21 protein-coding genes are annotated in these 22,017 nt (G+C 44.0%); 4 read left to right on the top strand and 17 right to left on the bottom strand.

The features are described 5' to 3' along the window. Window positions 1-67: 67 nt before the first annotated feature. Both ABDK00_RS10195 and prmC read right to left on the bottom strand, forming a co-directional pair. Window positions 68-1,639, bottom strand: coding sequence for a hypothetical protein (locus ABDK00_RS10195; RefSeq protein ID WP_346239097.1), 1,572 nt, complete (start codon window positions 1,637-1,639; stop codon window positions 68-70). 102 nt (window positions 1,640-1,741) lie between these two features. Next, window positions 1,742-2,587: a peptide chain release factor N(5)-glutamine methyltransferase gene (gene prmC / locus ABDK00_RS10190; protein ID WP_346239096.1), complete on the bottom strand. Its 846-nt coding sequence runs from the start codon at window positions 2,585-2,587 to the stop codon at window positions 1,742-1,744. A gap of 74 nt (window positions 2,588-2,661) precedes the next feature. Between prmC and ribD the strand changes: the two genes are divergently transcribed. Together ribD and ABDK00_RS10180 are read left to right on the top strand one after the other, a co-directional pair. After that, entirely contained in the window at window positions 2,662-3,741 is a 1,080-nt protein-coding gene (ribD, locus tag ABDK00_RS10185; RefSeq protein ID WP_346239095.1) for a bifunctional diaminohydroxyphosphoribosylaminopyrimidine deaminase/5-amino-6-(5-phosphoribosylamino)uracil reductase RibD, read from the top strand. Next, on the top strand, window positions 3,719-4,327 hold the full coding sequence (locus tag ABDK00_RS10180; RefSeq protein WP_346239094.1) for a YigZ family protein: 609 nt from the start codon (window positions 3,719-3,721) through the stop codon (window positions 4,325-4,327). Before ribD ends, ABDK00_RS10180 begins: the two co-directional genes overlap by 23 nt. Before the next feature lie 57 nt (window positions 4,328-4,384). On the opposite strand, the gene ABDK00_RS10175 is transcribed toward ABDK00_RS10180, so the two are convergent. The 4 genes from ABDK00_RS10175 to ABDK00_RS10160 all read right to left on the bottom strand — a co-directional run bounded on the left by ABDK00_RS10175 (window position 4,385) and on the right by ABDK00_RS10160 (window position 8,835). After that, window positions 4,385-5,290 (bottom strand): NAD(P)/FAD-dependent oxidoreductase, encoded by a 906-nt coding sequence (locus tag ABDK00_RS10175; RefSeq protein ID WP_346239093.1) that lies wholly within the window; start codon window positions 5,288-5,290, stop codon window positions 4,385-4,387. Window positions 5,291-5,358: 68 nt separating this feature from the next. After that, on the bottom strand, window positions 5,359-6,849 hold the full coding sequence (locus ABDK00_RS10170) for an NAD(P)H-hydrate dehydratase (RefSeq protein ID WP_346239092.1): 1,491 nt from the start codon (window positions 6,847-6,849) through the stop codon (window positions 5,359-5,361). A gap of 152 nt (window positions 6,850-7,001) precedes the next feature. Beyond that, window positions 7,002-8,171 (bottom strand): serine hydrolase domain-containing protein, encoded by a 1,170-nt coding sequence (locus tag ABDK00_RS10165; RefSeq protein ID WP_346239091.1) that lies wholly within the window; start codon window positions 8,169-8,171, stop codon window positions 7,002-7,004. A gap of 115 nt (window positions 8,172-8,286) precedes the next feature. Next, the gene (locus ABDK00_RS10160) at window positions 8,287-8,835 is read right to left on the bottom strand and encodes an NAD(P)H-dependent oxidoreductase (RefSeq protein ID WP_346239090.1); all 549 of its coding nucleotides are present in this window, start codon (window positions 8,833-8,835) and stop codon (window positions 8,287-8,289) included. Between the two features lie 180 nt (window positions 8,836-9,015). Between ABDK00_RS10160 and ABDK00_RS10155 the strand changes: the two genes are divergently transcribed. Then, complete coding sequence (locus tag ABDK00_RS10155; protein ID WP_346239089.1) at window positions 9,016-10,038, top strand: N(4)-(beta-N-acetylglucosaminyl)-L-asparaginase; 1,023 nt, start codon at window positions 9,016-9,018, stop codon at window positions 10,036-10,038. Further along, window positions 10,039-10,803, top strand: a complete 765-nt coding sequence (locus tag ABDK00_RS10150) for a copper homeostasis protein CutC (protein WP_346239088.1) — start codon at window positions 10,039-10,041, stop codon at window positions 10,801-10,803. It begins immediately after the preceding gene. 7 nt (window positions 10,804-10,810) lie between these two features. Here the strand turns inward: ABDK00_RS10150 and ABDK00_RS10145 are convergent, their stop codons facing one another. The 11 genes from ABDK00_RS10145 to ABDK00_RS10095 all read right to left on the bottom strand — a co-directional run bounded on the left by ABDK00_RS10145 (window position 10,811) and on the right by ABDK00_RS10095 (window position 22,017). Next, on the bottom strand, window positions 10,811-13,159 hold the full coding sequence (locus ABDK00_RS10145; RefSeq protein ID WP_346239087.1) for a hypothetical protein: 2,349 nt from the start codon (window positions 13,157-13,159) through the stop codon (window positions 10,811-10,813). A gap of 6 nt (window positions 13,160-13,165) precedes the next feature. After that, window positions 13,166-14,311, bottom strand: a complete 1,146-nt coding sequence (locus ABDK00_RS10140; protein WP_346239086.1) for a DUF4249 domain-containing protein — start codon at window positions 14,309-14,311, stop codon at window positions 13,166-13,168. 1 nt (window position 14,312) lies between these two features. Then, window positions 14,313-16,598, bottom strand: a complete 2,286-nt coding sequence (locus ABDK00_RS10135) for a TonB-dependent receptor (RefSeq protein ID WP_346239085.1) — start codon at window positions 16,596-16,598, stop codon at window positions 14,313-14,315. A 26-nt stretch (window positions 16,599-16,624) separates the two neighbouring features. After that, window positions 16,625-17,080 (bottom strand): hypothetical protein, encoded by a 456-nt coding sequence (locus ABDK00_RS10130; RefSeq protein ID WP_346239084.1) that lies wholly within the window; start codon window positions 17,078-17,080, stop codon window positions 16,625-16,627. After that, on the bottom strand, window positions 17,081-17,773 hold the full coding sequence (locus tag ABDK00_RS10125) for a hypothetical protein (protein WP_346239083.1): 693 nt from the start codon (window positions 17,771-17,773) through the stop codon (window positions 17,081-17,083). An 84-nt stretch (window positions 17,774-17,857) separates the two neighbouring features. After that, complete coding sequence (locus ABDK00_RS10120) at window positions 17,858-18,664, bottom strand: sensor histidine kinase (protein WP_346239082.1); 807 nt, start codon at window positions 18,662-18,664, stop codon at window positions 17,858-17,860. Then, complete coding sequence (locus ABDK00_RS10115; RefSeq protein ID WP_346239081.1) at window positions 18,654-19,334, bottom strand: hypothetical protein; 681 nt, start codon at window positions 19,332-19,334, stop codon at window positions 18,654-18,656. Before ABDK00_RS10115 ends, ABDK00_RS10120 begins: the two co-directional genes overlap by 11 nt. After that, window positions 19,306-19,878 (bottom strand): hypothetical protein, encoded by a 573-nt coding sequence (locus ABDK00_RS10110; protein ID WP_346239080.1) that lies wholly within the window; start codon window positions 19,876-19,878, stop codon window positions 19,306-19,308. Before ABDK00_RS10110 ends, ABDK00_RS10115 begins: the two co-directional genes overlap by 29 nt. Before the next feature lie 93 nt (window positions 19,879-19,971). Continuing rightward, window positions 19,972-20,613: a response regulator transcription factor gene (locus ABDK00_RS10105; RefSeq protein WP_346239079.1), complete on the bottom strand. Its 642-nt coding sequence runs from the start codon at window positions 20,611-20,613 to the stop codon at window positions 19,972-19,974. Further along, entirely contained in the window at window positions 20,603-21,301 is a 699-nt protein-coding gene (locus ABDK00_RS10100; protein WP_346239078.1) for a sensor histidine kinase, read from the bottom strand. Before ABDK00_RS10100 ends, ABDK00_RS10105 begins: the two co-directional genes overlap by 11 nt. A 56-nt stretch (window positions 21,302-21,357) precedes the next feature. Beyond that, window positions 21,358-22,017, bottom strand: a complete 660-nt coding sequence (locus ABDK00_RS10095) for a hypothetical protein (RefSeq protein ID WP_346239077.1) — start codon at window positions 22,015-22,017, stop codon at window positions 21,358-21,360.

Here is a 22,017-nt window from a genome sequence, read left to right as displayed (position 1 = left end):
ACAAAGAACGTGCCTTATTGAAGATTTATTTTCCTGTCTGTGTTTCTATTTTGTTAATTATCAGCAATTATTCGTTAACGAGGACGAAAACGGGTTTTTCTGATACATCAATAACAATTCTACCTTCGCTAGAACTGAGCGTTTTTTCTTCGCCCGTAATTTTCCCGTTTACGGGAGTAGTCAGGCTAACAGCCGTTGCTTTAGCCCCCAATTGAATGGGGTGATTTGTGATTTTCAAATCCTCACTTGTTTTTGCCCAGATGGCATAAACTGACTTGGAAGACCCTTTTTCACTGAATTTATAAATCCGAATATTGGGATTCGTATCTTTTAATTCGCCGGCATACCTCATGTTTTTCAGGATATTTTTCATAGTATAGATATAATACCACGATTTTTTCGGCGTAAAATCGCCTTTGGGCCCCATTATGCCGCAAGTGGCAAACCAGGTTTTGTCATTGGGATTCACGTCTCTCGACATATACATTTGCGCCCGATCGACGCCAGCTGCGGCAAGCTCAAGATAAGCTCTTATTAGCCAAATGGCCTGAATCTCGTAAATATCCATAGCGCCGATTTTGGGCGGCGCCAACACGGATTCCGGATTGGTATCCCAGCCAAATTCAGACACCCAAACTTCTTTGCCGGGCAGGTTCTCGTTGCGATATTTTACAATCTCCGTCATTTTTTCTCTAAAACCTGAGGCTTCCGGACTTACCGCCGGCCCGCCACCCTGCCAGCTTGCTCCATCTTTAAATGCGTAAATGTGAAAGTTCAACGCATCAACAGCAAATTTTTTGTCGGCTCGGTTGGCTTCAAACCAGGTCTTCATTTTTTTTATATAATTAAGATCCAGTGTCGCAAGGCCGCCCATCACTAACCGCATGGATGTGTCGGCATTTTTTATTCCATACTTTTTTCCATGTTTTGTCATCGTATTCCCATGGCCATCATAGTTGGCGCTTGCCATAGCCGCGTATTCTTCAGGTTTGAACTCGGCATCTCTGCCTTCCCAGGTTTTGTCCTGTTCGTTCCAGTCTTCCAGATATTTAACAACGCCGAGGCCCGATAATTTTGCCTGATTTGCCGAAACAGATAATTGCGCTTCCGGCACCTTTTTAGAACCATACCGCGCCGCATACTGATACATGAAGAAAGCTTTGGCATGATAGGAGCTCGCCAAGGCCGGGTCAAGCCCGGGAGCATCGGTGGGCTTATTTTGACCCGGAAAATTCGGTCCGCCGTGGAGCCAGTTTACAGCGCCCTGTATACATGGAGCTACGGCTACACCTTCCTTGTTTAAATTAGCATAATAATCGTCGAAACTCCAGCCCGGGTAACTGGGCGCGAATTGAATAGCGTTATTGGGAAAACCAGGGTAATTCGCCGCGCCATTTCCCTCATTCCAACTCCAATTGTGATATTCTCTTATAAAGCCCACCGCTTTTAGTTTATCGATCGGATCGTCGATAAAAGCATTGGCGCCGATGAACTGGTCCATCGTAATCCGGATCGTAGTATCACCGATCGGCTCCGAAGGAAGTTCAGGGCTGGGTTTAGGCTTTTCCTCGGCAATTGGCGCATCATCTTTCGGGTTGCAAAACGAAAGGAAAAAGCAAATAATAAGAAGTAGCGGCATACAACTAGTTTTATGTGTCATGACGAGGACTTTAAATTTCAGCGTTTTGGATGCAAAAAGTGTTTTGCAAAGATAATTGCTTCTTCGTTCGAACGCTGATATTTAAAAAGTACATTTAATCATCCGGTCTTTGCCTTGCATATCCTGTTTCAATATCGGCTTCAACTGATGTTCTTCGAATAATTGAACCGCGGACGCACCAAATTTTTCATGTATTTCAACATACACAGCGCCGCGGGGCACCAGTAAACTTTTTGAGGCTTTGGCTATTGCTTCGTAAAATATTAACGGGTTGGAATTGGCGACGAAAAGGGCTAAATGCGGTTCGTGATCCGATACATTGCGCTGCATGTCCGTTAAATCCTCTTCCGGTATGTAGGGCGGATTACTCACGAGGATATCACATTTCGGAAGTTGATTCCAGTTGTCAGGCTTTAAAAAATCGAGTTCAATCCAACTGATGGCGGTCTGATGTTTTCGCGCGTTTTTTTCCGCCACCTTTAAGGCCTGCGCGCTCAGGTCGCAGGAGAAAACTGCTGCTTCAGGAAATTTTCGTTTTAAAATAATGGGAATGCAGCCGCTGCCCGATCCTATGTCTAAAATGCGCGTAGGAGTGCGATCGGTGTAATCTTTCACAATCCAATGCACAAGCTCTTCTGTTTCCGGGCGTGGTATCAATACATTTTTATCTACATAAAAAGGAATATCATAAAACCAGGCTTCGTTTAAAATATATTGAATAGGCTCGTGCTGCAGCAGTCGTTTTTCGATATCAGCAAACATTTTTATAAAGCAGCCATCGGGCGTAAACGTCGCTGATTTATTTATTCGAAGATTAATGCCCGTGAGGTTTTCAACGATAAGTATAAATATTTGCTCAGCTTCTTCAGGCTGATAAACGGGCGTCAAATTTTTGACAAAAGCTTCCCGGATTTTTGATAATGACATATGGCAAACTTAGATCATTTGCCCTGATGTAAAGATGAAATAACTTTACGCTTTATTCAATTACATTTGCAAAAATGCAAGGAGCGAATCACGAAAAGTATATGCAGCGTTGTCTGCAACTGGCGCGTATGGCCGTAGGCGAAGTAGCTCCAAATCCGATGGTGGGCGCGGTTTTGGTGTATCAATCCAACATTATCGGTGAAGGTTACCACCAACATTACGGAGGCCCGCATGCGGAAGTGCATTGCATCAATGACGCCCTAAAAAGCCACGCTGAAAAAATTGCTCATTCCACTTTATATGTCTCACTGGAGCCCTGTGCTCATTTTGGAAAAACGCCGCCTTGCGCCAATCTTATTATAAAACATCAAATACCCGATGTGGTAATTGGTTGCCGCGATAGCTTCGATCAAGTCGATGGGCGCGGGATAGAAAGGCTGAGAAAAGCTGGTGTAAAGGTCACTGTCGGTGTTTTGGAAAAAGAGTCCCTGGAATTAAACAAAGCGTTTTTCACGTTTCATCAGCAAAAGCGGCCGTATGTCGTGCTGAAATGGGCACAAACAGAAGACCGGTTCATGGCGGGCACGGGGAGCGAAAGGCTGCTCATTAGCAATGAATATTCAAAAAGGCTGGTGCATCAATGGCGGAGCGCGTCGAGCGCTATCCTCATCGGCGCCCAAACAGCCATTAACGACGATCCGCTGCTTGACAACCGCCATTGGTTTGGTAAAGCGCCACAGAAAGTTATTTTTGATCCCCTTCTTAAAGTGCCGTCAATGCTTAAATTATTTCAAACCGGGGATGTGGTGATCGTTTTAAATACAGAGAAAGATGCTGTGTCCAAAAATGTTATTTATGTAAAGATGGATAAAGCCGATATGGTGCCAGACGCTATGCGCCAGCTTCATCAACTCAATATTCAAAGCATTTTCGTGGAAGGCGGGCAAAAAGTATTGCAAGCTTTTATGGAAGCTGATTTATGGGATGAGGCTTTTGTCATTACCAATAAAGACCAAATACTGGGAACAGGCCTCACTGCGCCCGTTCTTAAAAATCAAAGAAAATTGCACCGGCAAATGCTATTTAATGACGAAATAATCCACTTTAAAAATCAAAACAACTCATTTATAGATGCCGGAAGCTCATTATTTTAATACGATTGTAACGACTGCCACTGCCGAGTTTAAAGACAAGGGTAGCCGTTTTATCGCAATCGCTGCGCCCGTTAATACGATCGCTGATTGTAAGCAAAACCTGTTACATATTAAAAAAACATACCCTAAAGCAAGCCACTATTGTTTCGCTTATCGGCTTGGCCTGGATGATAATCAGTTCAGAGTTAGCGATGACGGCGAACCTTCCGGCTCAGCCGGGCGCCCCATTTTAGGGCAACTGGACAGCAGGGGAGTGACCAATGTAATGGTAGTTGTGGTGCGCTATTTTGGCGGAACCTTGTTGGGCGTTCCAGGTTTGATTAATGCCTATAAATCAGCTACGGCAATGGCTTTACAAGTTGTTCCAATGATTAGAAAACCCATTCTTGTAAAATATCAGTTGCAGTTTGATTACACGCAGATGAACGATATTATGATGGTTGTCAAACAATTTGATTGCGAAGTGATCCGGCAGGAGCTGCAACTTTTCTGCCTCATGCAGATCGGTATTCCCAAACATCGCATCACGGAAACGATCATGAAACTGAAGGATATCAGAAATCTTAGTTTGAAAGAAGATGCTTAATCAACGCGCACCTGCAATGCCGTTTGCACATATTTGCTATTAAAAGGGGACAGCTGCTTAGGTGAAGGCGGCATCGCATAATTCCTTATTTACCATGGCGCCTGCCATATTACCAGTCATCACGGCGCTTGCGACCGATCTCATAGGAGCGCAGCAGTCGCCGCAGGCATACACCTGATCGATATTTGTTTTTTGAAACGGATCAACTACCAGGTAGCCCGATTCCGACAAAGCACATCCCAGGCTTTCGGGAATAGCGCTGCTTTGAACAAAGATGAATGCAGTGTAGACAGCGTCTAGCTCAAGAGGCTGATTGTCTTCAAAATGTATTTTTTTAAGATGCCCGTTTTGATGTTCTAACTTAGTTATTTTGTTTTCCACAACTGAAATACGATGCCGTCGTAAACGATCATACTGTTCTTCCGAAAAATCAGCCGCTCCATTGGTCAGAATCGTCAGTTGATCCGTCAGATTGCTTACCAGCGCTGCCAAATGCAAAGCTCGTTCACCCTGCGCCATGATCGCAGTCTTTTCCTTTTTAAATTCATAACCATGACAATAAGGGCAATGGATGGCCGAAATTCCCCAGCATTCCCGAAGCCCGTCGATAGTTGGAAGTTGGTCTTTCAGGCCAGATGCAAAAATCAATTTTTTAGCGGTGAACGCATGTCCATCTGCAGTTGTAATTTCAAAATGACCACGGACTTTTTGGCCGCTTACCGCCATGCTGTTTACCAGCTGAACGGTGCTGTAGCGCTCCAGCTGCTCTTTTGCAATGGCTGCAATTGCCGCCGGGGCGACACCGTCCTGCGTTAGAAAATTATGGGAGTGAGGCGTTTGCCGGTTGCAGGGTTCACCATGATCCAACACCAGCACCTGTCGTAAAGATCTTCCCAAAGACAGCGCGGCCGACAGGCCGGCATAACTTCCGCCGATAATGATTACTTCGAATTCCTTTTGCATAGAAATATGTTAAGTGCGCAAAGATATCATTCTGTTTATTAAAATGCAACAATGTTGCAATAAATATTTTAGTAGGCGGGATTTTTCATTGCTTCGATAATATGGCCAGCTGTCATGGCGGTCATTCCGTGAATTGCCGCCGCTTTGTCGCCCGCCACTCCGTGCCAATAAACGCCCAGTGCGGCTGCTTCTTCAGATTCGTATCCCTGCGCTAAAAGTCCGGCAATGAGGCCGGTGAGGACATCGCCGCTACCGCCTTTAGCCATTCCGGCATTGCCTGTAGTGTTAAAAAATCCCTGCCCGTTTGGTGCAGCGATGAAAGTATAATGGCCTTTGAGCACAATGACCAGTTCAAATTCTTTTGCTTTAGACAACGCGGTTTTTATTTTTTGAAAATCATCCGCCTGATGACCGAAAAGCCTTTCAAATTCCTTGGGGTGTGGCGTGAGTATTGAATGTCTTGGAACATTCGATAACCAATCGGGGTGTTGAGACAAAATATTCAAGGCGTCTGCATCGATGACCATAGGTTTTTGAAATTGCTTAAATAGTTGCGGCAATAATTGCTTTGTGGCTTCATTTTGCCCGATGCCCGGCCCGATGCCCACTGTAGCGTAGGAGCCGAGCGCATAGTTGATTGATGTTATAACGTCAGAATTTGCATCGACTTGGCACATCGCTTCGGGCGCGCTTATTTGCATGATGTCAACTCCTTTGGCGGGAACATGAACGCTGACAAGGCCCGCGCCACTTCGCAGGCAGGCTTTTGTGCAAAGCACCGCGGCGCCCATTTTACCAAAACTGCCCGCCACTAAAAGGGCGTGGCCAAAATTTCCTTTATGTGAGAATGTAGGCCGCAATTTCGTGATGCGGCCTGCAAATTGCGAATTGATTAGTTGATAAGGCGTTTCGATGTGTTCGGGGAATCCGGGATGAAGGCCGATATCAAGCAAGTGAAGCTGTCCACAATACGATTCATTTTCGGGTAGCAGAAAGGCTATTTTCAGGCACTGAAAGCTGAGCGTATGCGTAGCCCGAATTACTGTAAACCCTCTGGATGATTTGTCTGCGAACATTCCGCTGGGAAGATCTATTGAGATAATATCTGCGGTTTGTTCATTTATTTGCCGGATTAAAAATTCATCGCTGTTGCTCACGGGACGGCTCAAACCTGTACCAAACAATGCGTCGATAATAACGCTTTTCGGTTCGAGCGGCGGTAACAACCTATCATCAATTTTTTTTATAAAAACGTTATCAATGCTCTCTAACCGGCTTAAGTTGATATTAAAATCTTTCGAGCAGTTTTTATTGACCGTGGACAAAAAGACGGTCACCGGAATTCCTGACGCAGCCAACAACCTTGCGATAGCCAATCCGTCGCCACCGTTGTTACCTGCTCCGCAGCAGATTGTAAAATGCTGATTGGGGTAATGGCGTGTAATCCAGTCTACACAAGCTTTTGCAGCCCTTTCCATCAAATCGATTGAAGCAATCGGCTCGTGATTGATGGTAAACTGATCCCATGCTTTTATCTGAGAAGCGTTCAATAGTTTCATTCGTTCGTTTATCTTTTAAGGTGCTAAGATCTTGCCTTCCTGTGGCCCGGCAACACCACCAATCATCGGCAAAATCACCTAACCGAAAGGAAGTTTCCTTGAAGATAAAAAACGATCAGCGAACAAGCTTTGTTTTTAATTACGAATGGTAATTATTCTTCGTTTTCTGCGTCATCCTGCAGATAATCGCCGAAGATATTGTAAGCCTTTTTCGCCACCCTGTAAATATTGGCGTTGTATTGATTGCCTAAAATGATGATTACGGCCTTTTCATCGATCAGCCTGGCAAAAGCGGGATTAAATCCATGCCATTTCCCGTTGTGATAAATCACCTTTTTCCCATTTGGCAGGTTCAACATACGCCAGCCCAAGCCATAATTATGTATTGAAGGGGTTTCATTGCTCAACGGCTGATACGCCGAATCTAAAAGCTTTTGATCGATGAACTGTTTACTGTAGAGGGCAGCGTCCCAGTTAAGCATATCGCGGGGAGTGCTATAAATATTTTTGTCTCCATAAGTATGGTCGAAAATGTCTTGCCTCCATAGAGTTCCAGAGGCTTTATAAGACATCATCACCCGGCCGCTATCCGTAGGCGTATAAACAAATGTGTGATTCATATGCAGCGGCTTAAAGATAGTTTTGTTCATGTATTGCGGGTAGGTTTCGCCCGTTACTTTTTCTATAATTAAAGCCAACAGCACATAGTTCGTATTGCAATAACTAAAATGCGTGCCGGTGCGGTAGCTGAGGTCGGGCTTATACCGGATCATAAAGTCCAGCACATCCTGGTTACTGACCATCTGTTGGGGCGGCCATTTTTCCTTGTCCTCCATAAAATACAGGTAGTTTGGTAGGCCGCTTCGATGGCTGAGCAAATGCTGAACCGTGACGCCAGGATAAGGGAATGCAGGGAAATAATGCGTTACTTCATCTTGTAAATGGATCTTTCCCTGATGCACCAGCCGAAGCACCGCCATTCCCGTAAATGGTTTGCTCGTAGATGCAAGATGAAAGGAGGAACTATCGGTTATCGGTATCTTTTTGGAACGGGGATCCATAAAACCGACATAATTTTCGTAAACAATATTACCACCTTTCGCGACAATCATCGCGCCGTTAAAATTTCTTTTAATCAATTTTTCATCAAAAAGAGTGGTCAGCTGGCTGGTATAGGCAGCCAACTCTTTCTTTCCTATTTTTTCAGCAGGCGGTAATTCGATATGAAAAGAATCTTCTTTGGATCGGATCGATTCTGAAGATTTGGATTTGCAACTAAAAAAAAACAATGCCAGGCTTAAAGGGATAAGTATGCGTCTCAAAGTTCTACTTTTAAAGCATGCAAATGTAACGGTATGTCAATCTAAAATATCTTTTGTTAAAAAATTTTGATCGATTTTAACATCGATAGAAATGAACGCCGCCAACCCTTGCTCCTTAACCTTTGTGCGCGATCTTTTCAGCCAGCCACAGATATTCGGAAGCAAAATTGTGAATGCTTTTTTCAAAGGCCGGATCGATAAGGTCGCCGTTTTCATCAATTTTTTTATCAATGGTGGGGATCACTAGCAATTGAGGACAAACGATCGTGAAAAGCCCGGCTCCTAAAAGTATCAGCTGTTGTGCTGCGCGCATGCCACCAAAACCTCCGTTGGATGCCGTTACCACGCCCAGCGTTTTATGCAATTGTTTGGGGAAATGATCGACCAGGTTTTTTAAAGAAGGAGAGTAGCTGCCGTTATATTCAGGGGTTACGAAAATAAAGGCATCAGCTTTGAAAACCCTTTCAAAAAGGGGCTTCCAGGGGTCTGGTGTGTTATCGATCGAATTAAAAACCTTCTCTATCCAGGGTAATTGATGTTCGCGGCAATCGATAATGCCAACGTGATGTTCCGTGTGTTTTTGAAACCATTTTTGAACGGCATAGGCCGCGCGCACCGTTAAACTTTGTTTTCTTGGGCTTCCGGATATTATTTCTATATTCATTTATTTGCGATTTAGAATGATAACAGCGAAGTAAAGCAATTGTTGGCAATCTGGGTGTATAAAAAGCCTTGCTAAAACGTTTGATAAATGCTTTAAGAGTAGTTGACTTTTTAAAAACTCATCCTATCCGCCGACGGCACCTATTAAAATATTATTTTCGGCCTTTAAAGAATATTTGATATGAATCGAAAAAGCTTTTTAAAAGTAGGCGCTCTAACCGGTGTTGCAACAGCAATGTTGGGTCGGACAGCAGCTCAATCGGCTACTAAATTATCAGGCCCGGTTGTGGTTTCCACCTGGGATGCCGGGTTGCGGGCCAACAAAGGCGCCTGGGAAGTTTTAGGCGCCGGCGGAAACGCATTGGATGCCGTGGAAAAAGGCGTTATGGTCACAGAAAATGAAATTAATTGTTGCGTAGGTTTGGGGGCTAACCCCGACAGGGACGGGTTTGTAACGCTCGACGCCTGCATCATGGATCATCGGTTCAATTGTGGCAGCGTGGCCTTTTTGGAACGTATTAAACACCCCATTGCTGTGGCCCGCCGGGTAATGGAGAAAACGCCGCACGTGATGCTTGTTGGAGATGGGGCGCAGCAGTTTGCCGTGTCGGAAGGGTTTCCACTCGAGCCCCGGGAGCTTTCGCCCGATGCAAAGAAAGCTTATAAGAAGTGGCTGGAAAATTCAAAATATGAACCGCAGATCAATCGGGAAAATATTGAAAACAAAGGGCATGGGCCGTTTGCGCCGGCGCAAATCGACGGCGAATGGAATCATGATACCATCGGGATGGTGGGTATAGATGCCAATGGGCATTTAGCGGGCAGCTGCACCACCAGCGGCATGGGATTTAAAATGCGTGGCAGGCTTGGCGACTCGCCGATCATCGGAGCAGGACTTTATGTGGATGGCGAAGTGGGAGCCTGCACGGCAACCGGCCAGGGCGAAGATGTGATTCGCGTGGCAGGTTCTCACAGCGTAGTGGAAATGATGCGCCAGGGCTTTGGTCCTGAGATGGCCTGCCAAAAAGTTATTGAAAGAATCGTAAAGATCAAAGGCGATGATGTGAAAAAGATACAGGTTGCTTTTATTGCGATCAATAAAAACGGTGTCGTGGGCGCTTTTGCTATTCATAAAGGTTTTAGTTATGCGCTCAAAACCAATACCAGCGAGGTGCTTGTGAAGGCGAAAAGCTGGTTTAATTAAATGCCTTTTAATTTAGATGCGATGACAGGAGCATTAAAACTTGAAATAGCGACCTCAGATTTTGAATCCACAAAGCAGGCGGTTTTAGGCGGAGCAGACAGGATAGAGCTCTGCGCTAATTTGGGAGAAGGCGGCACCACGCAGTCTTACGGCGTAATAAAAAAATGCCGTGAAAGTTTCGATGTCCGGTTATATCCCATAATCCGTGTTAGAGGTGGCGATTTTTTTTACACGGATGATGAATTTGATTGTATGCTTTATGATGCGATCCAATGTAAAGATCTGAACTGCGATGGCGTGGTCATTGGTTTTCTGAACAGAGATGGATCGATTGACAGGAAACGTACGGAGAAAATAATTCAGGCAGTTTATCCTTTGGGTGTTACGTTTCACCGGGCTTTCGACCGTTGCCTGGCGCCTTTCGATGCGCTGGAGCAATTGATCGACCTGGGCTGCGAGCGTGTCCTCACCAGCGGGCAGGAATTGACCGCCCCCGAAGGCGCGCGCCTGATTGCGGAATTGAACAGGGCCGCAAACAATCGTATTGTCATCATGCCGGGAAGTGGTGTAAGATCGGGGAATATTGTTGACTTAGCGGCTGAAACGCAGTGCAGGGAATTTCATACATCGCTGAGGGCGTTGAAGTCAAGTGAAATGACCTATTTTCCAGAAGCCTTTGAAAAAAGCGCAGAGAACGATCACTACACCGTAGAAGCCCTTGCCGTTCGGGAAATGAAACAACGCATGAGCGAAATCGTTATCTAAGCAGTTACTATTTTACCTCTATTATTTGTTGGCCGTAGAACGAGACGCCATTTTCTGAAAGGCCGTGCACAGTAATGCGGTATTTTCCTTTTAAGTCGGATGTAGAAATATTGACTGAAGTTGCCGCGCCGTTTTGCAATAATAGAGCGGGGTTCCACAACAGCGTCGACCGAAAATCGGGTTTGCGTATATCTCCTTTATTTTGCTGATACTCCGGCATGTAAAAAGATCGTTGTAGCTGCAGACCTTCATAATCAACAGGAGTGGCGTCGGGATCTAATTCAAAACCGCCAAACCGGGCATTGTAAGTTTCAAAACTGGCGATTCCGGCGAAAGAAAAAGGACCGATAATATATCTGCGGGGAACAATGTCAAGCCGCTTTACTTTATAGGGATTGTAAGAAAAGATCGTATTATAGTCGAAGAGCGGAACGCCATCAAGCAGTACCAATATTCCGTCATTATAAACCGTTTCGTATTTTTCGTCGTAAATGCGCATATTAAGGTTGCCATTTTTCAGTACTACGTTGATGGGCGTCACATATTCTCTCAAGACTTCTTCCATAGTAGAAAAACGTTTGTAATCGTCGAGCAGGTAGCGATACTCGGGCTTTCCATAAAAAGGTAAGCTGTCGATTGCCGGTATGATAAATTTATTAAGGTTGTCTTTGTGATAGATATTGGAAGCCTGCATGGCGATACTTCGTTGTAATAACCATGTGCTGTCTGAGGGGTTTAAAAACAAAGCAGGCTGTGTTACCTGTTTTGCTGCGCTATCCGCAAATGCATCAATTACTTGTATAATATTGTCAGGTTTCACATTCGTGGCCGTCGGAATCGCTTTGATAAAAATATCGCCAGGTCCAAAGTAGTCATTTACATTAAAGCGAACAATGCCATTTGAATCGCTGACCCCATAGTAAAGTCCAAAAGGAATGGAGGGGACGCTTAAAAGGCAGGAAACGTTCGGCGCAACACTTTTATTCCACTTGTCAAATACTTTAGCGGTAATGATATGGCCGTCATATTCCGGAATAACAGGCCTGCTATTATTTGAATTGATTTCAAAAGTTCTCCATCCGTGCGTAAGCATGAGGTTGTCTAAATCAACCGAAGAAGCAGCGGGTGTTATATAAAAAGAAGGCTGCTCAATGACACCATACAGGTGCCTTGTCAAGGTTGTATATAATCCGATCGGAACTTCTTCGTCGTTATTTTGTAAGGCAGCAACTGAAAGAGACGCCTGAACCGGAGCTGCTATTTCGGCGCCTGAGCCCGGCCTCAATTTCAGGCTTGCCTGTTGGCGGGTGCCAAGAACGTCGCTGTCAATTTGGATTTGAATGGCGCTTTCGTCGGACTTGTGCGGAATAAAAACTAGCCGTTCCATTAGCGGCGCATGATTTTGATCAAAAACGGTAAAATAGTTAATGCCCCGTTTCAGCTTAGATTTTTCGACGGATAGCTCAACAGGGGAAGTGCCAATTGATAGTTTAGTAGAAAAGCTGCTGGTTTGGCCATCATGCGCGCTTAGATAAATCATGCTTCCGGATTTATTCCGGTTATTTATTAAAATCTGATAGCTATTGTTTTTTTCCGTGACATGCATGTTGTATCCATTTGGATCCGCGGGAGCGATATTTGCAATAGCGCGCTTTCCGTGGTTGTCAATGATAGCATTGTACTTCTCGCCAGGTGCAGGCGTAAAACTGAACTGTCCTAAGCCAAATTTTTGCGTAATAAAGTGGGCAACTGTGTCTTTGTTTTCTGTTATAATCACGCCTTTTACATTTACCCCCTTGCCCGAAACAGGATCCGAAACACGGATACCTACGGTGTTTTGGATGCCTTCGACGAGCCGGCCGCCCTCGGGGAAAATGTCGATAAAAGCCGCAGGCGCTGCGCCTTTAGCCTGGCTGTTTTCAATGAGCGTGTTAATAATGTTTATCTTCTTTTTATAAAAGAAACGCGTGTCACCGTTGAGCATTTGTTGGGTGTAAGCAATAAGCGTGTACGCGCCAGTCGGCGTAGTGGCGGGTATGAAAAAGCTACCGCTGCCAAATTCTTTTTTGGTTGACGTTTTACTTTTTAAAATGGAAACTCCTTTAGGATCGAGGAGTTCAGTATAAATGATACTGCTGGCCTGATTGTTTTTGTTGCGGGATGTCTGCAACAAATAGGGCCGAAACCAAAGAATTTCACCTGCCAAATATGTCTGCTTATCGGTGTGTATGAAAATGTGCTCGGCATAATTAGCCGGTTTCAAAACTTGGGCGCGGGTAGGTGTAATGGCGCCAGCTATCAAAACAACGGCCAGTGCAAACGCGATGAAAATTTTAGATCGATGGGCTAAAAACATGATTTTTTAGTTTGGCCAGAATATGGGTTTAGTAGTTGCTCCGCCGCGGGCCCTGCAATCAACACATTCCGGAGTGCCACTTTGGTAACTTATAATAGCAGGATTGTTTTCATCCGGCTGCTCGGAAATAGGCACATAGATATTATTTCCAAAATAATGAGCCGCACTGTCGGGACCTACGACGACGGTTTCGCAGGATTGAAAAAAGTTCCAGCCAGCTGGACGGCTGATAAAGACTCTTTTCCGCTCAACGGTCGTTGCGGAAATATATCCAATTACAATTTCCGAAGGATCTGAGAGGCATTTGATATTACCACGTATTTCCGATGGCTGGGGGTCAAAGACGGTTCCAATCGATTCGGTGTTTTTTTTCATGAGATCAAAAAACTCGTAAGCCCTTTTATCCATGCTATATTGCCTGAGCATTATGCTATACAGGGCGGATAGTTTTTCGCTTCCATTGGCGATAAATTGAATGGGTTTTTGGTAAATAATATCCGAAGAAAGTTTGGCCGAACTGGCGAATAACAAAGATCTTGACCGGTCGTTTTTCCAGCAACGGGTAATTTGCTCGTCCGGCAGTATCCTTGGTCGAACCGGCGGTGCTACGCCCGGGTCGAAAATCAGCATCGATTCATACATACTATTGATTTGCCAGGTTTCATCGAAGTCCCATCGGTAATAAATCGTGTTATTGGTTGGATCCTGGGTATTCACATATATTTCCACGCCGTCTTCGTTTGCCTTATATCCAATGCTGTCAATAGGCGGTGTGATTTTGACCTTCGAAAAATCAGAAAGATATTCTTTACCATCTGTTGTCCGGATTCGAACTCTGTATTCATTGGCCGCCGACAAGTTGAGGTTGTTGTTTTGGTAATTTCCAGGGCTTGTCATGGTAAGCGGTTTTGCCGATTGATCGCTGCCTTCAACGGTCACCATTGCCCCTGTTTCGAACACCAAACCACCTTCTCCAGACATCGGGAAAGTTCTTGAAATGGTGAGCAACGTCGGCTCATTGCCAGCGTTTAAAATACCTTCAACAACAAGATAACCTGTTGGTGTAGTTTGAAACTGCGGATAATATCTTTCTTTACACGAAACCAATACTAACAAGAGGATCGCTATCGGATATAGTGTTTTTATTTGCATCTCAGAACCGGATATTATAGTTAATAAAAGGTATAGCGCTGCCAAAGATGGAAAGCTTATACCCGTTGATACGGCCCTGCTCCGACACAAAGTAAACAGAGTAGGGATTTCGTCGGCCCAATAAATTATAAACTCCGATCGTCCAGGAATTATGTGTTTTTTGATGCACTTTGTGGTTGCCCTCAATATTCATGGAAAAGTCGGTACGGTAATAATCGGGAATTCTGTATTGATTTCTGTCGGAATATAAAACACGTTCCGAACCGGCATAATAAAAGCGCCCAATGGGGTAGGTGATGGGCCGCCCCGTGCTATAGGTACTGTTGACGGATAAACTAAACCTATGGTTGACTCGGAAATTTCCGGCTACAATAAAGTCGTGCGGCTTATCATAGTTCGCCGGATAGAAAGCCCCGTCGTTGATTAGATTCCCCAGTGTTCCATCTACTGCTTTCAATAAAATCCGGGAATAGGTGTAGCCTACCCATCCGTTGAGTTTTCCTACCGGCTTTTTTATCAATAGTTCGACACCGTAAGCTTTCCCTTTGGTTGTGATCACATCCGTTTCAATATGATCGTTCATCAACAGCGTGGCGCCGGGCTTGTAATCGAGATAATTTTTAATATTTCTATAATACACTTCGATCGAGGTTTCGATGGTGTTGGAGCGCAGGTTTTTGTAGAAGCCAAGTGAAGCCTGGTCGCCGATTTGGGGTTGAATATTCGGGTCGCTGAGTTTCCAGATATCCGTAGGCGAAATGGCGGTAGTGTTCGATAAGAGATGAATATATTGCCGTTGGGTGTTATAGCTGGCTTTCACTGAAAAGTCTGGAGTGAAAGCATATCGAACTGACACTCGCAATTCAGGCCCGGAATACGTATTAATGATTTTTCCTTTTTCGTAAGCCGTTGTTCTGTTGCGCGTATCTTCCGTTTTCGGTTGACCGTCGAGATAATAACTAACCTGTTGCGGCCCGACGTAGGCATAAAGGGAATACCTGAGCCCGGTAGAAATTGCCAGCTTATTGGTGGGGTTAAACCGGTGGGTAAAATAAGCGGCGTTCTCAAGCGCATATTCCGTTTCCACAGTGTCGGGAATGACATAAGACCTATCATTTACCGGCTGGAAACTTCCGGGGCTCAATTTGTAAGAGGTAGCGCTTAACCCAAAATCAAAAGCATGTTGCTGACTTTGGAAATAGGCAAAGTTGAGTTTTCCGAACAACTGACGGATGTCAAACCCCAGCTTAAAAGCATTGACTTCATTGTCTTCGCTGCTGATCTGGTATTTATAATAATCATAACCACCGATCAGCTCGCCCTGCAAACGTTTTGACAGGTTGCGTTTCCACTTCAGTGAGATATTTCTGTTATTATATGTATAAAGCGTGTCCTCATTCAAAGTAAACCGATCACGGCTGTAGTAGCCATTTAGATAAAGATTATTGTTGGAATCGATTTGATGACTGATGCCTAAATTGAAATCCTGGAAGGATGCCTTACTTTTATCAAACTCTTCTGGTAGCAAGTCGATAAGCCAGTTTGCATAAGTCGACCTAGCGCCCAGGATAAAAGAAGTTTTGTCTTTGGCAAGCGGCCCTTCGAGTTGAAGCCGGCTGGTAACCGGGCCGATGCCGGCAGAACCCGAAATCTTTTTCTTGTTGCCTTCTCTGCTGTTAATGTCAAGAACCGAAGAAAGCCGGCCGCCATATTTTGCAGGCATGGAACTTTTATAAAGTTCCACATCTTTTACGATTTCCGGATTGAAAGAAGAAAACATACCGAAAAAATGAGCCGGGTTGTAAATCGTGGACTCATTAAATAAAATCAGGTTTTGATCGGCTGAACCCCCTCTCACATTAAACCCCGTACTGGCTTCGCCCACCGTTTTCACGCCAGGCAAAGTAGTGATCGCCCTTAAAATATCAGCCTCTCCAAATACGGTTGGAATTCTTTTAATTTCTGCAATACTTAAGCGGGAAACGCCCATTTGAACATTGCGGATATTTCTTGTTCTCGCTGCAGAAACAATGACTTCCTTCAAAGTGGGCATTTGTTCTTCCAGGTCGATATTCAGCTTTCCGTCGGTATAGACCATTATGTTGAGCAAAGTTTCGCGGATCCCAAATCCCACAATGTTAAAGGTGTGTTTGCCTGCAGGAACGTTGATAGAATAGTTGCCGTAGGCATCGGAAGTGACCGATGATTGATCGTCAACAATAATTGAAACGTTGGGAAACGGCTCGCCTGTTCGCGCGTTTTTTAGCGTACCGATAACAACTGCCATGTCCGGCCTCTTCCCGGTTTTGATTCCTATTTCATGTAAATGGCCGGCAGACGTAGGCGCTTTTTTCCCCGGCGCAGCGATGCCAAAATCAGTGGCATATCTTCTTTTCGCTCGCGAACTAAACTGCTTTTTTCGCCATATAAACTGGGCGGAAGTGAAGTGCGTATGGTTAAGGCTTTGGCGATGTAAATTCTTTTTACAAACGGATCGACGGTGAATGTAAGCGCATACGGAACAAGCATTCGGTTTAATACCAGATCCAGCCTCTCGTTGTTGGCGGTTAAATCAGTATATGCGGAATCGACATCGGTCGAATCAAAATAAAAATAATAACCGGATTGTTTTTCCAGTTCTGGCAAAATAGCCATAACCGGCATGCTGTCAACCGCAATGGTCACGGGAGGAAGCGGTTTGGTTTGCGCGCGCAGACCATTCACGAGTCCGGTCAAAAGGGTCAGGAATAGGAAAAGGGTTCTGGGCATTTAGTTTTTATTATAAGCTTCGATGGCCGCGATAATTAAGGTCTCCCGATTTTTTTTGAAAGGTAGCTTTTCGTCTCTCAACACTTTTTTGATCAATTTTCTTTTATCATTTACTACAGAAAGCAAATCTTTTTTAGAATGGACTCTTTTAACCTGATCATTCTTTTTGATATAAAACTCATCTGTCACTAAAAACTGACGTTCAACCTGGTTTTCACCAACCTTTTCTTCTAAAAACCTTTTTCTTTTAGCAATCAGCGATAATTTGCCGTCTGTTACCAATTCATAAAAACCCGGGCCGCTCATCAATTTACCCAGGGTATTCATGCGGACAAATTTCCGGTTAGCCAGGAGGAAAGACTGTATGCGATAAGCGACCGGTACCACTGAAAATTTTGCTGGCGTCTGAATCACCAGTTCATCCGTGTAAACATCATATTTAAACGCATCGGCGGCGTACCATACATTATTATAGCATAAGGCGCCCGAGCTCCAGTTTTCCTCTGGTAAAAAGGCAGAACCCATAATTTGCGGGGGGTAACCTCTCGACAGCCGGCCCATATGGATCGGCAAACTTTCACGAAAAGTATGATAAAATGCTTCTGGTAAAAAGGATGTGTCACAGCGGTCATTAGCAAAAACAGGGAGGCAGAACAGCGCCGTCACTAAAAAAGCAATAAGTTTTTTTCGCATAAAATGGTTGAAGGAAGAATACTGTAAATATAAATATTCTTTACAGCATTTAATTTCTTTTTTAGGCAATAAAATTCTCTGGTTCTAGGGCGTTTCCGCTACAGTGGTTTCTTTTCCGTCCAGGGATATCTTTATTTCAGTGCCTTCATTAGTTTGGCTTTGGATTGAAAATATGGCACCGATGGTTTGCGCCCGGCTTTGCATATTTAAAAGCCCGATGCCGGGGTTGGTTAGCTGTTCGGCGTCAAATCCTTTTCCATTGTCCCTGATGGAAATATCAAGCCTATCTCCCAACTGTTTTATCGAAACGAGAAGTTCGCAGCCGGGTGCGTGTTTCGTGGCGTTGCTGATCGCTTCCTGCACAATCCTGAAAAGAATGACTTCTTTGCGCGGGTCGAGGGCAAAATGCAGGTCACCGGCTTCCAAAGCCGCTACGCAAAGCCCCAGTTTGTTGATTCTCGTAATTTCGAGCTGAATGGATGCCACCAGGCCAACTTTTGATATTTTTTCGCCGAGAAGCGTCTGCGAAATCTGCCGGATATCCTGCAGGCTGCTTCCAATAATGTCGCGGCAGGACTCAAGTTTCCCACCATCATGTTCCTTTTGTTCCTGAATCAGCAGATTGAGGTAGATGGAGGCGGCCGACAATTGCTGGCCTACATTGTCATGAAGTTCGCGGCTAATATCGTCAAAAGCTTTTTCCTGGATTTCGATCGTACTGTTTAGCAAATCTTCATTGAATTGGTTTTGAAGACGCTGTTTTTCTTTTTGGTTTTGCTGCTGCTTTCGATAATAACTTGTAACAAAGAAGACGATAAAAACACAGAATACCGTGAACAACAGCATTCCGGCAACAACAAACACATATATTTCTGAAAGGCTATTTGACATTTTTTTTCTTTCTGCTATTCATGATTATTGCCATACCCAGCGTCAAATAATAAATATGGTTGGCATAATAAATAATATCTGCAATCAGGGTTGTATTGATTTTTTTCTTCACAAAGAAATTATAAAAACTCCAGCAGAAGAACGTACACGTAAAATATGCCAGCGTAATGGCGTTGCTCCAAAATAAATCTGATTTTAACAAGGATACTTCGGAAACATTGTTGAGCAAATAATTAAACGTTATCAGCGCGTAGATAATATAACTAAGGCTGCATATCAGTACCATGTTGGATGGAATGGCCCAAATACTTTGAAAATAGATCGTGTTCAAAATAGCGAGCACGAGCATTAGCAGGGGGGAGTAGGAAAACCAAAGCCCGTATTTTTTTAAATGAATGCCGTAAAAAAGCGCTAACAAGAAATATTGTAAAGGAATATATAAATGGTAACCCGGCGTGCTGTAGCGTGTTGCAGCAGCTATAAATCGCGCAACAATATCGCTCGCTAATCCAAGTCCGATGAGGGCAACGAGTATTTTCGACGAATTGCTTAACTTTTTAAATAGAGCAAGCCCGATGAAAAACAGGATGCTTATAACGACCAGATAAACCACCAGCCGGTGACCCCAGGCGCCGATCTTATTAAGGAACAGGTACCCCACCATCATCATTATTACAGTTGTCAGGACAAGGTTCGGTCATATCAGCATAGTCACCCGACTCTTCAAGGTCATTTCCCATTACTGCTTTATAAGCCACGGTGTTGCCTTCGTCAGACGTGTTTTTTTCCTTTAACACAGTGCCCCTTAAAATAATGGTATAGGCGCGTTTATCCAGGTTGGCATCCGCTTTTCCGAAGCGAATATCGTAGCCCGCAATTTTTGCTTTAGGATTTTTTTTCATGATCGTGCTGTCCATGGAGTGGAGTGTTCCGATACTGATCCAAAATCCGCGCAACAACTCATCGTCGTTTTCCCCGGTCACCAACCTGTAGGTGGTGTCAAGGCTGCGCTGATCAGCAATATAATTTTTCATGAATGCCTTGGCCTTCTTTTCAGGAATTAAACCGGCTTTGGTCGGCAGGTACACATAATTGGGGCCTTCTTCATCTCGCCCGGATTTTACTTTATCATAAATATAAAAGATAAAAAAACCAACCAGTACCAAAAAAAGATAGAAGGGCACTCGTCTCACAGTTAGTGTTTCTGTAGCCATAACATTAATTTTTTAAGTATACAATAAAAGCCCAAACTTACACTAAAACAACCATCTGTAAGTTATAATATATATACATTAAGAAGGATGTGATCAAAGGCTGACCAGTTTTTTTCTAAGCGCTTCGAGACAAAGGCCTACACGGCTTTGCACATTGAATTTTTTAAATAAGGATTCGCGATAGCCGTCAATAGTGCGTTCGCTTAAGTTCATTTCTGAAGCGATTTGTTTATAGGTCAGTTCGCTACAGGCAAATTGCAGGAAGATCATTTCTTTTGGTGTAATGGGATGTTCCTCTTTTTCATCTGCTTTCATCAATACCCGCCTGAAGTTGATATTGCCGGCGTCGGCGTTGTAATATCCCCTGCGATTGATTTCGTCTAATGCTTTTTCCAATTCGTTGGGATGGGTATCCTTTAAAAGATAGCCGCAACATCCGGCCTTGAACATCGAAATAATGGCATTGTCGTCCGCGTTCATCGATAGCGCCACCGGTTTGATCTGCGGATAATTTTCGGTCAGCCATTTGGCAGTTTCGATCCCATTCATCACGGGCATATTCACGTCGATCAAAATGATATCCGGCAGTTCTTTTCTTTGTTTGATTTTTTCCTGCAATTCTTTGCCATTCGAAGCTTCGAGGGTGACGTCATATACTTTAAAGCTTTCAAGCATTAAGCTCAGTGATTTTAAAAATAGCTGATGGTCATCTACAAGGCCTATTTTAGTCTTCATTTGTTGCTGTATTTTCCGGAATTAATAATTGAATAGAGGTGCCTGGATTGGTATGCATAAATTGAATTGAACCGCCTAAAAGTTTGGTTCGGTATTCCATATTTTTCAGGCCCAGGCCTTTTTGCCCGGTGGCATGATTTAATCCGATGCCATCGTCGGAAATCGTAATGGCAATATGGGCTTCCTGGTGTTCCAAATGAATAGCAACAGATTTACATTGACTGTGCCGCAACGCATTTTGTAATGCTTCCTGAATAATCCGGAACAAAATAATTTGCCTGGAGGAAGAAAGCCGCGGTTCAGCCAAAGCGTCGAGAGAAGCGTTTATGGTTTTTGAGGAGTTGATGCGCGCAATTTCGGCGCGCAGGTTAACAAGCAAATTAAATTGCGATAACCATTCTTCATCAAGCGATTTAGAAAGCGAGCGTAATTCGTTGATGGCTTCGCCAATTGTGGCGTTGGCGGTGATCAGCGCGTCCGGCGGGCTTTTGAGTTTTCTTTCTGCGAGGCCAATCAACATTCTTGACGTACTCAGCAACTGGGCCACATTGTCGTGAAGTTCTTTTCCGATCTGGGAAAAGGTTTGTTCCTGCACTTCTATTTTGGATTTTAAAAGCTGGTTATTGAAATCTTCTTCCAACCGCTTCTTCTCTTTCAGGTGCTTGTAATCTCGCTTTTTGTACGCCATTAATAAAACAACAATGAATAGAGTTATAAATAGAAGGAAAATGGATGCCCCAAGTATTATGACAATATCGTTCGATAATTTTTGCATAGAACACCGTAACTTATGTACAAGCTACAGATGAATAGCAAAATATTATGAAAACGCCATAGAACTGCAACGGTGCTGCCATCTGTATCGATCAAATATTTGTACGATATAAATATAAAAAAAGCTCCCGCATAATACGTGAAAATTCCGACCACACACCAAAAAATGCTGGTTTCAGGTATACTGATTTCTTCAGAAGTATTGATAAGTTTTGAATAAAAAAAGAAGAGGCAAAGGCCCACAATGAGCAGGCTTTCCAGTGCGGCGCTGATGCTATTGAATTGGGAAATGCCATCGCCGTTAATAATAAGCAGTATAGAAAGAAGGGTGTAAATGGCTAAAACCGGGTACAAAATAACAGGACGGAGATGGATCAATTTTTTTTGGAAAAGGTAGAAGATAACCAGAAAGCAAGCGGTAGCGTTTATTTTGTAAACCCAGTAATTGTTACCGTTGATGGCGCGTTCAATAATTGTGGCCGTTGTGTTGCAAAAAAGCTGGATTAGGCAAAAAAGAAGCACCAGCTGCATTTCCTTAGTGGCATTTTTTCTATGCATAAACAAAACAATAGCAGCCATAGCGGGCCCTATGCTGTCCAGGATGTTTAGTATTTCTGATGCGCCTTTCAT

It is taken from the genome of Niabella insulisoli (genome assembly GCF_039652435.2).
Classification (GTDB): Bacteria; Bacteroidota; Bacteroidia; order Chitinophagales; family Chitinophagaceae; genus Niabella; species Niabella insulamsoli.
This window is presented reverse-complemented; position numbering and strand designations above follow the sequence as displayed.

Excerpts from the sequence above, each read along its gene's own strand:
- ABDK00_RS10195 (WP_346239097.1), bottom strand. The coding sequence starts at position 1,639 with ATGCCGCTACTTCTTATTATTTGCTTTTTCCTTTCGTTTTGCAACCCG.
- prmC (WP_346239096.1), bottom strand. The coding sequence starts at position 2,587 with ATGTCATTATCAAAAATCCGGGAAGCTTTTGTCAAAAATTTGACGCCC.
- ribD (WP_346239095.1), top strand. The coding sequence starts at position 2,662 with ATGCAAGGAGCGAATCACGAAAAGTATATGCAGCGTTGTCTGCAACTG.
- ABDK00_RS10180 (WP_346239094.1), top strand. The coding sequence starts at position 3,719 with ATGCCGGAAGCTCATTATTTTAATACGATTGTAACGACTGCCACTGCC.
- ABDK00_RS10175 (WP_346239093.1), bottom strand. The coding sequence starts at position 5,290 with ATGCAAAAGGAATTCGAAGTAATCATTATCGGCGGAAGTTATGCCGGC.
- ABDK00_RS10170 (WP_346239092.1), bottom strand. The coding sequence starts at position 6,849 with ATGAAACTATTGAACGCTTCTCAGATAAAAGCATGGGATCAGTTTACC.
- ABDK00_RS10160 (WP_346239090.1), bottom strand. The coding sequence starts at position 8,835 with ATGAATATAGAAATAATATCCGGAAGCCCAAGAAAACAAAGTTTAACG.
- ABDK00_RS10155 (WP_346239089.1), top strand. The coding sequence starts at position 9,016 with ATGAATCGAAAAAGCTTTTTAAAAGTAGGCGCTCTAACCGGTGTTGCA.
- ABDK00_RS10150 (WP_346239088.1), top strand. The coding sequence starts at position 10,039 with ATGCCTTTTAATTTAGATGCGATGACAGGAGCATTAAAACTTGAAATA.
- ABDK00_RS10145 (WP_346239087.1), bottom strand. The coding sequence starts at position 13,159 with ATGTTTTTAGCCCATCGATCTAAAATTTTCATCGCGTTTGCACTGGCC.
- ABDK00_RS10140 (WP_346239086.1), bottom strand. The coding sequence starts at position 14,311 with ATGCAAATAAAAACACTATATCCGATAGCGATCCTCTTGTTAGTATTG.
- ABDK00_RS10135 (WP_346239085.1), bottom strand. The coding sequence starts at position 16,598 with ATGGCAGTTGTTATCGGTACGCTAAAAAACGCGCGAACAGGCGAGCCG.
- ABDK00_RS10130 (WP_346239084.1), bottom strand. The coding sequence starts at position 17,080 with ATGCCCAGAACCCTTTTCCTATTCCTGACCCTTTTGACCGGACTCGTG.
- ABDK00_RS10125 (WP_346239083.1), bottom strand. The coding sequence starts at position 17,773 with ATGCGAAAAAAACTTATTGCTTTTTTAGTGACGGCGCTGTTCTGCCTC.
- ABDK00_RS10120 (WP_346239082.1), bottom strand. The coding sequence starts at position 18,664 with ATGTCAAATAGCCTTTCAGAAATATATGTGTTTGTTGTTGCCGGAATG.
- ABDK00_RS10115 (WP_346239081.1), bottom strand. The coding sequence starts at position 19,334 with ATGATGATGGTGGGGTACCTGTTCCTTAATAAGATCGGCGCCTGGGGT.
- ABDK00_RS10110 (WP_346239080.1), bottom strand. The coding sequence starts at position 19,878 with ATGGCTACAGAAACACTAACTGTGAGACGAGTGCCCTTCTATCTTTTT.
- ABDK00_RS10105 (WP_346239079.1), bottom strand. The coding sequence starts at position 20,613 with ATGAAGACTAAAATAGGCCTTGTAGATGACCATCAGCTATTTTTAAAA.
- ABDK00_RS10100 (WP_346239078.1), bottom strand. The coding sequence starts at position 21,301 with ATGGCGTACAAAAAGCGAGATTACAAGCACCTGAAAGAGAAGAAGCGG.
- ABDK00_RS10095 (WP_346239077.1), bottom strand. The coding sequence starts at position 22,017 with ATGAAAGGCGCATCAGAAATACTAAACATCCTGGACAGCATAGGGCCC.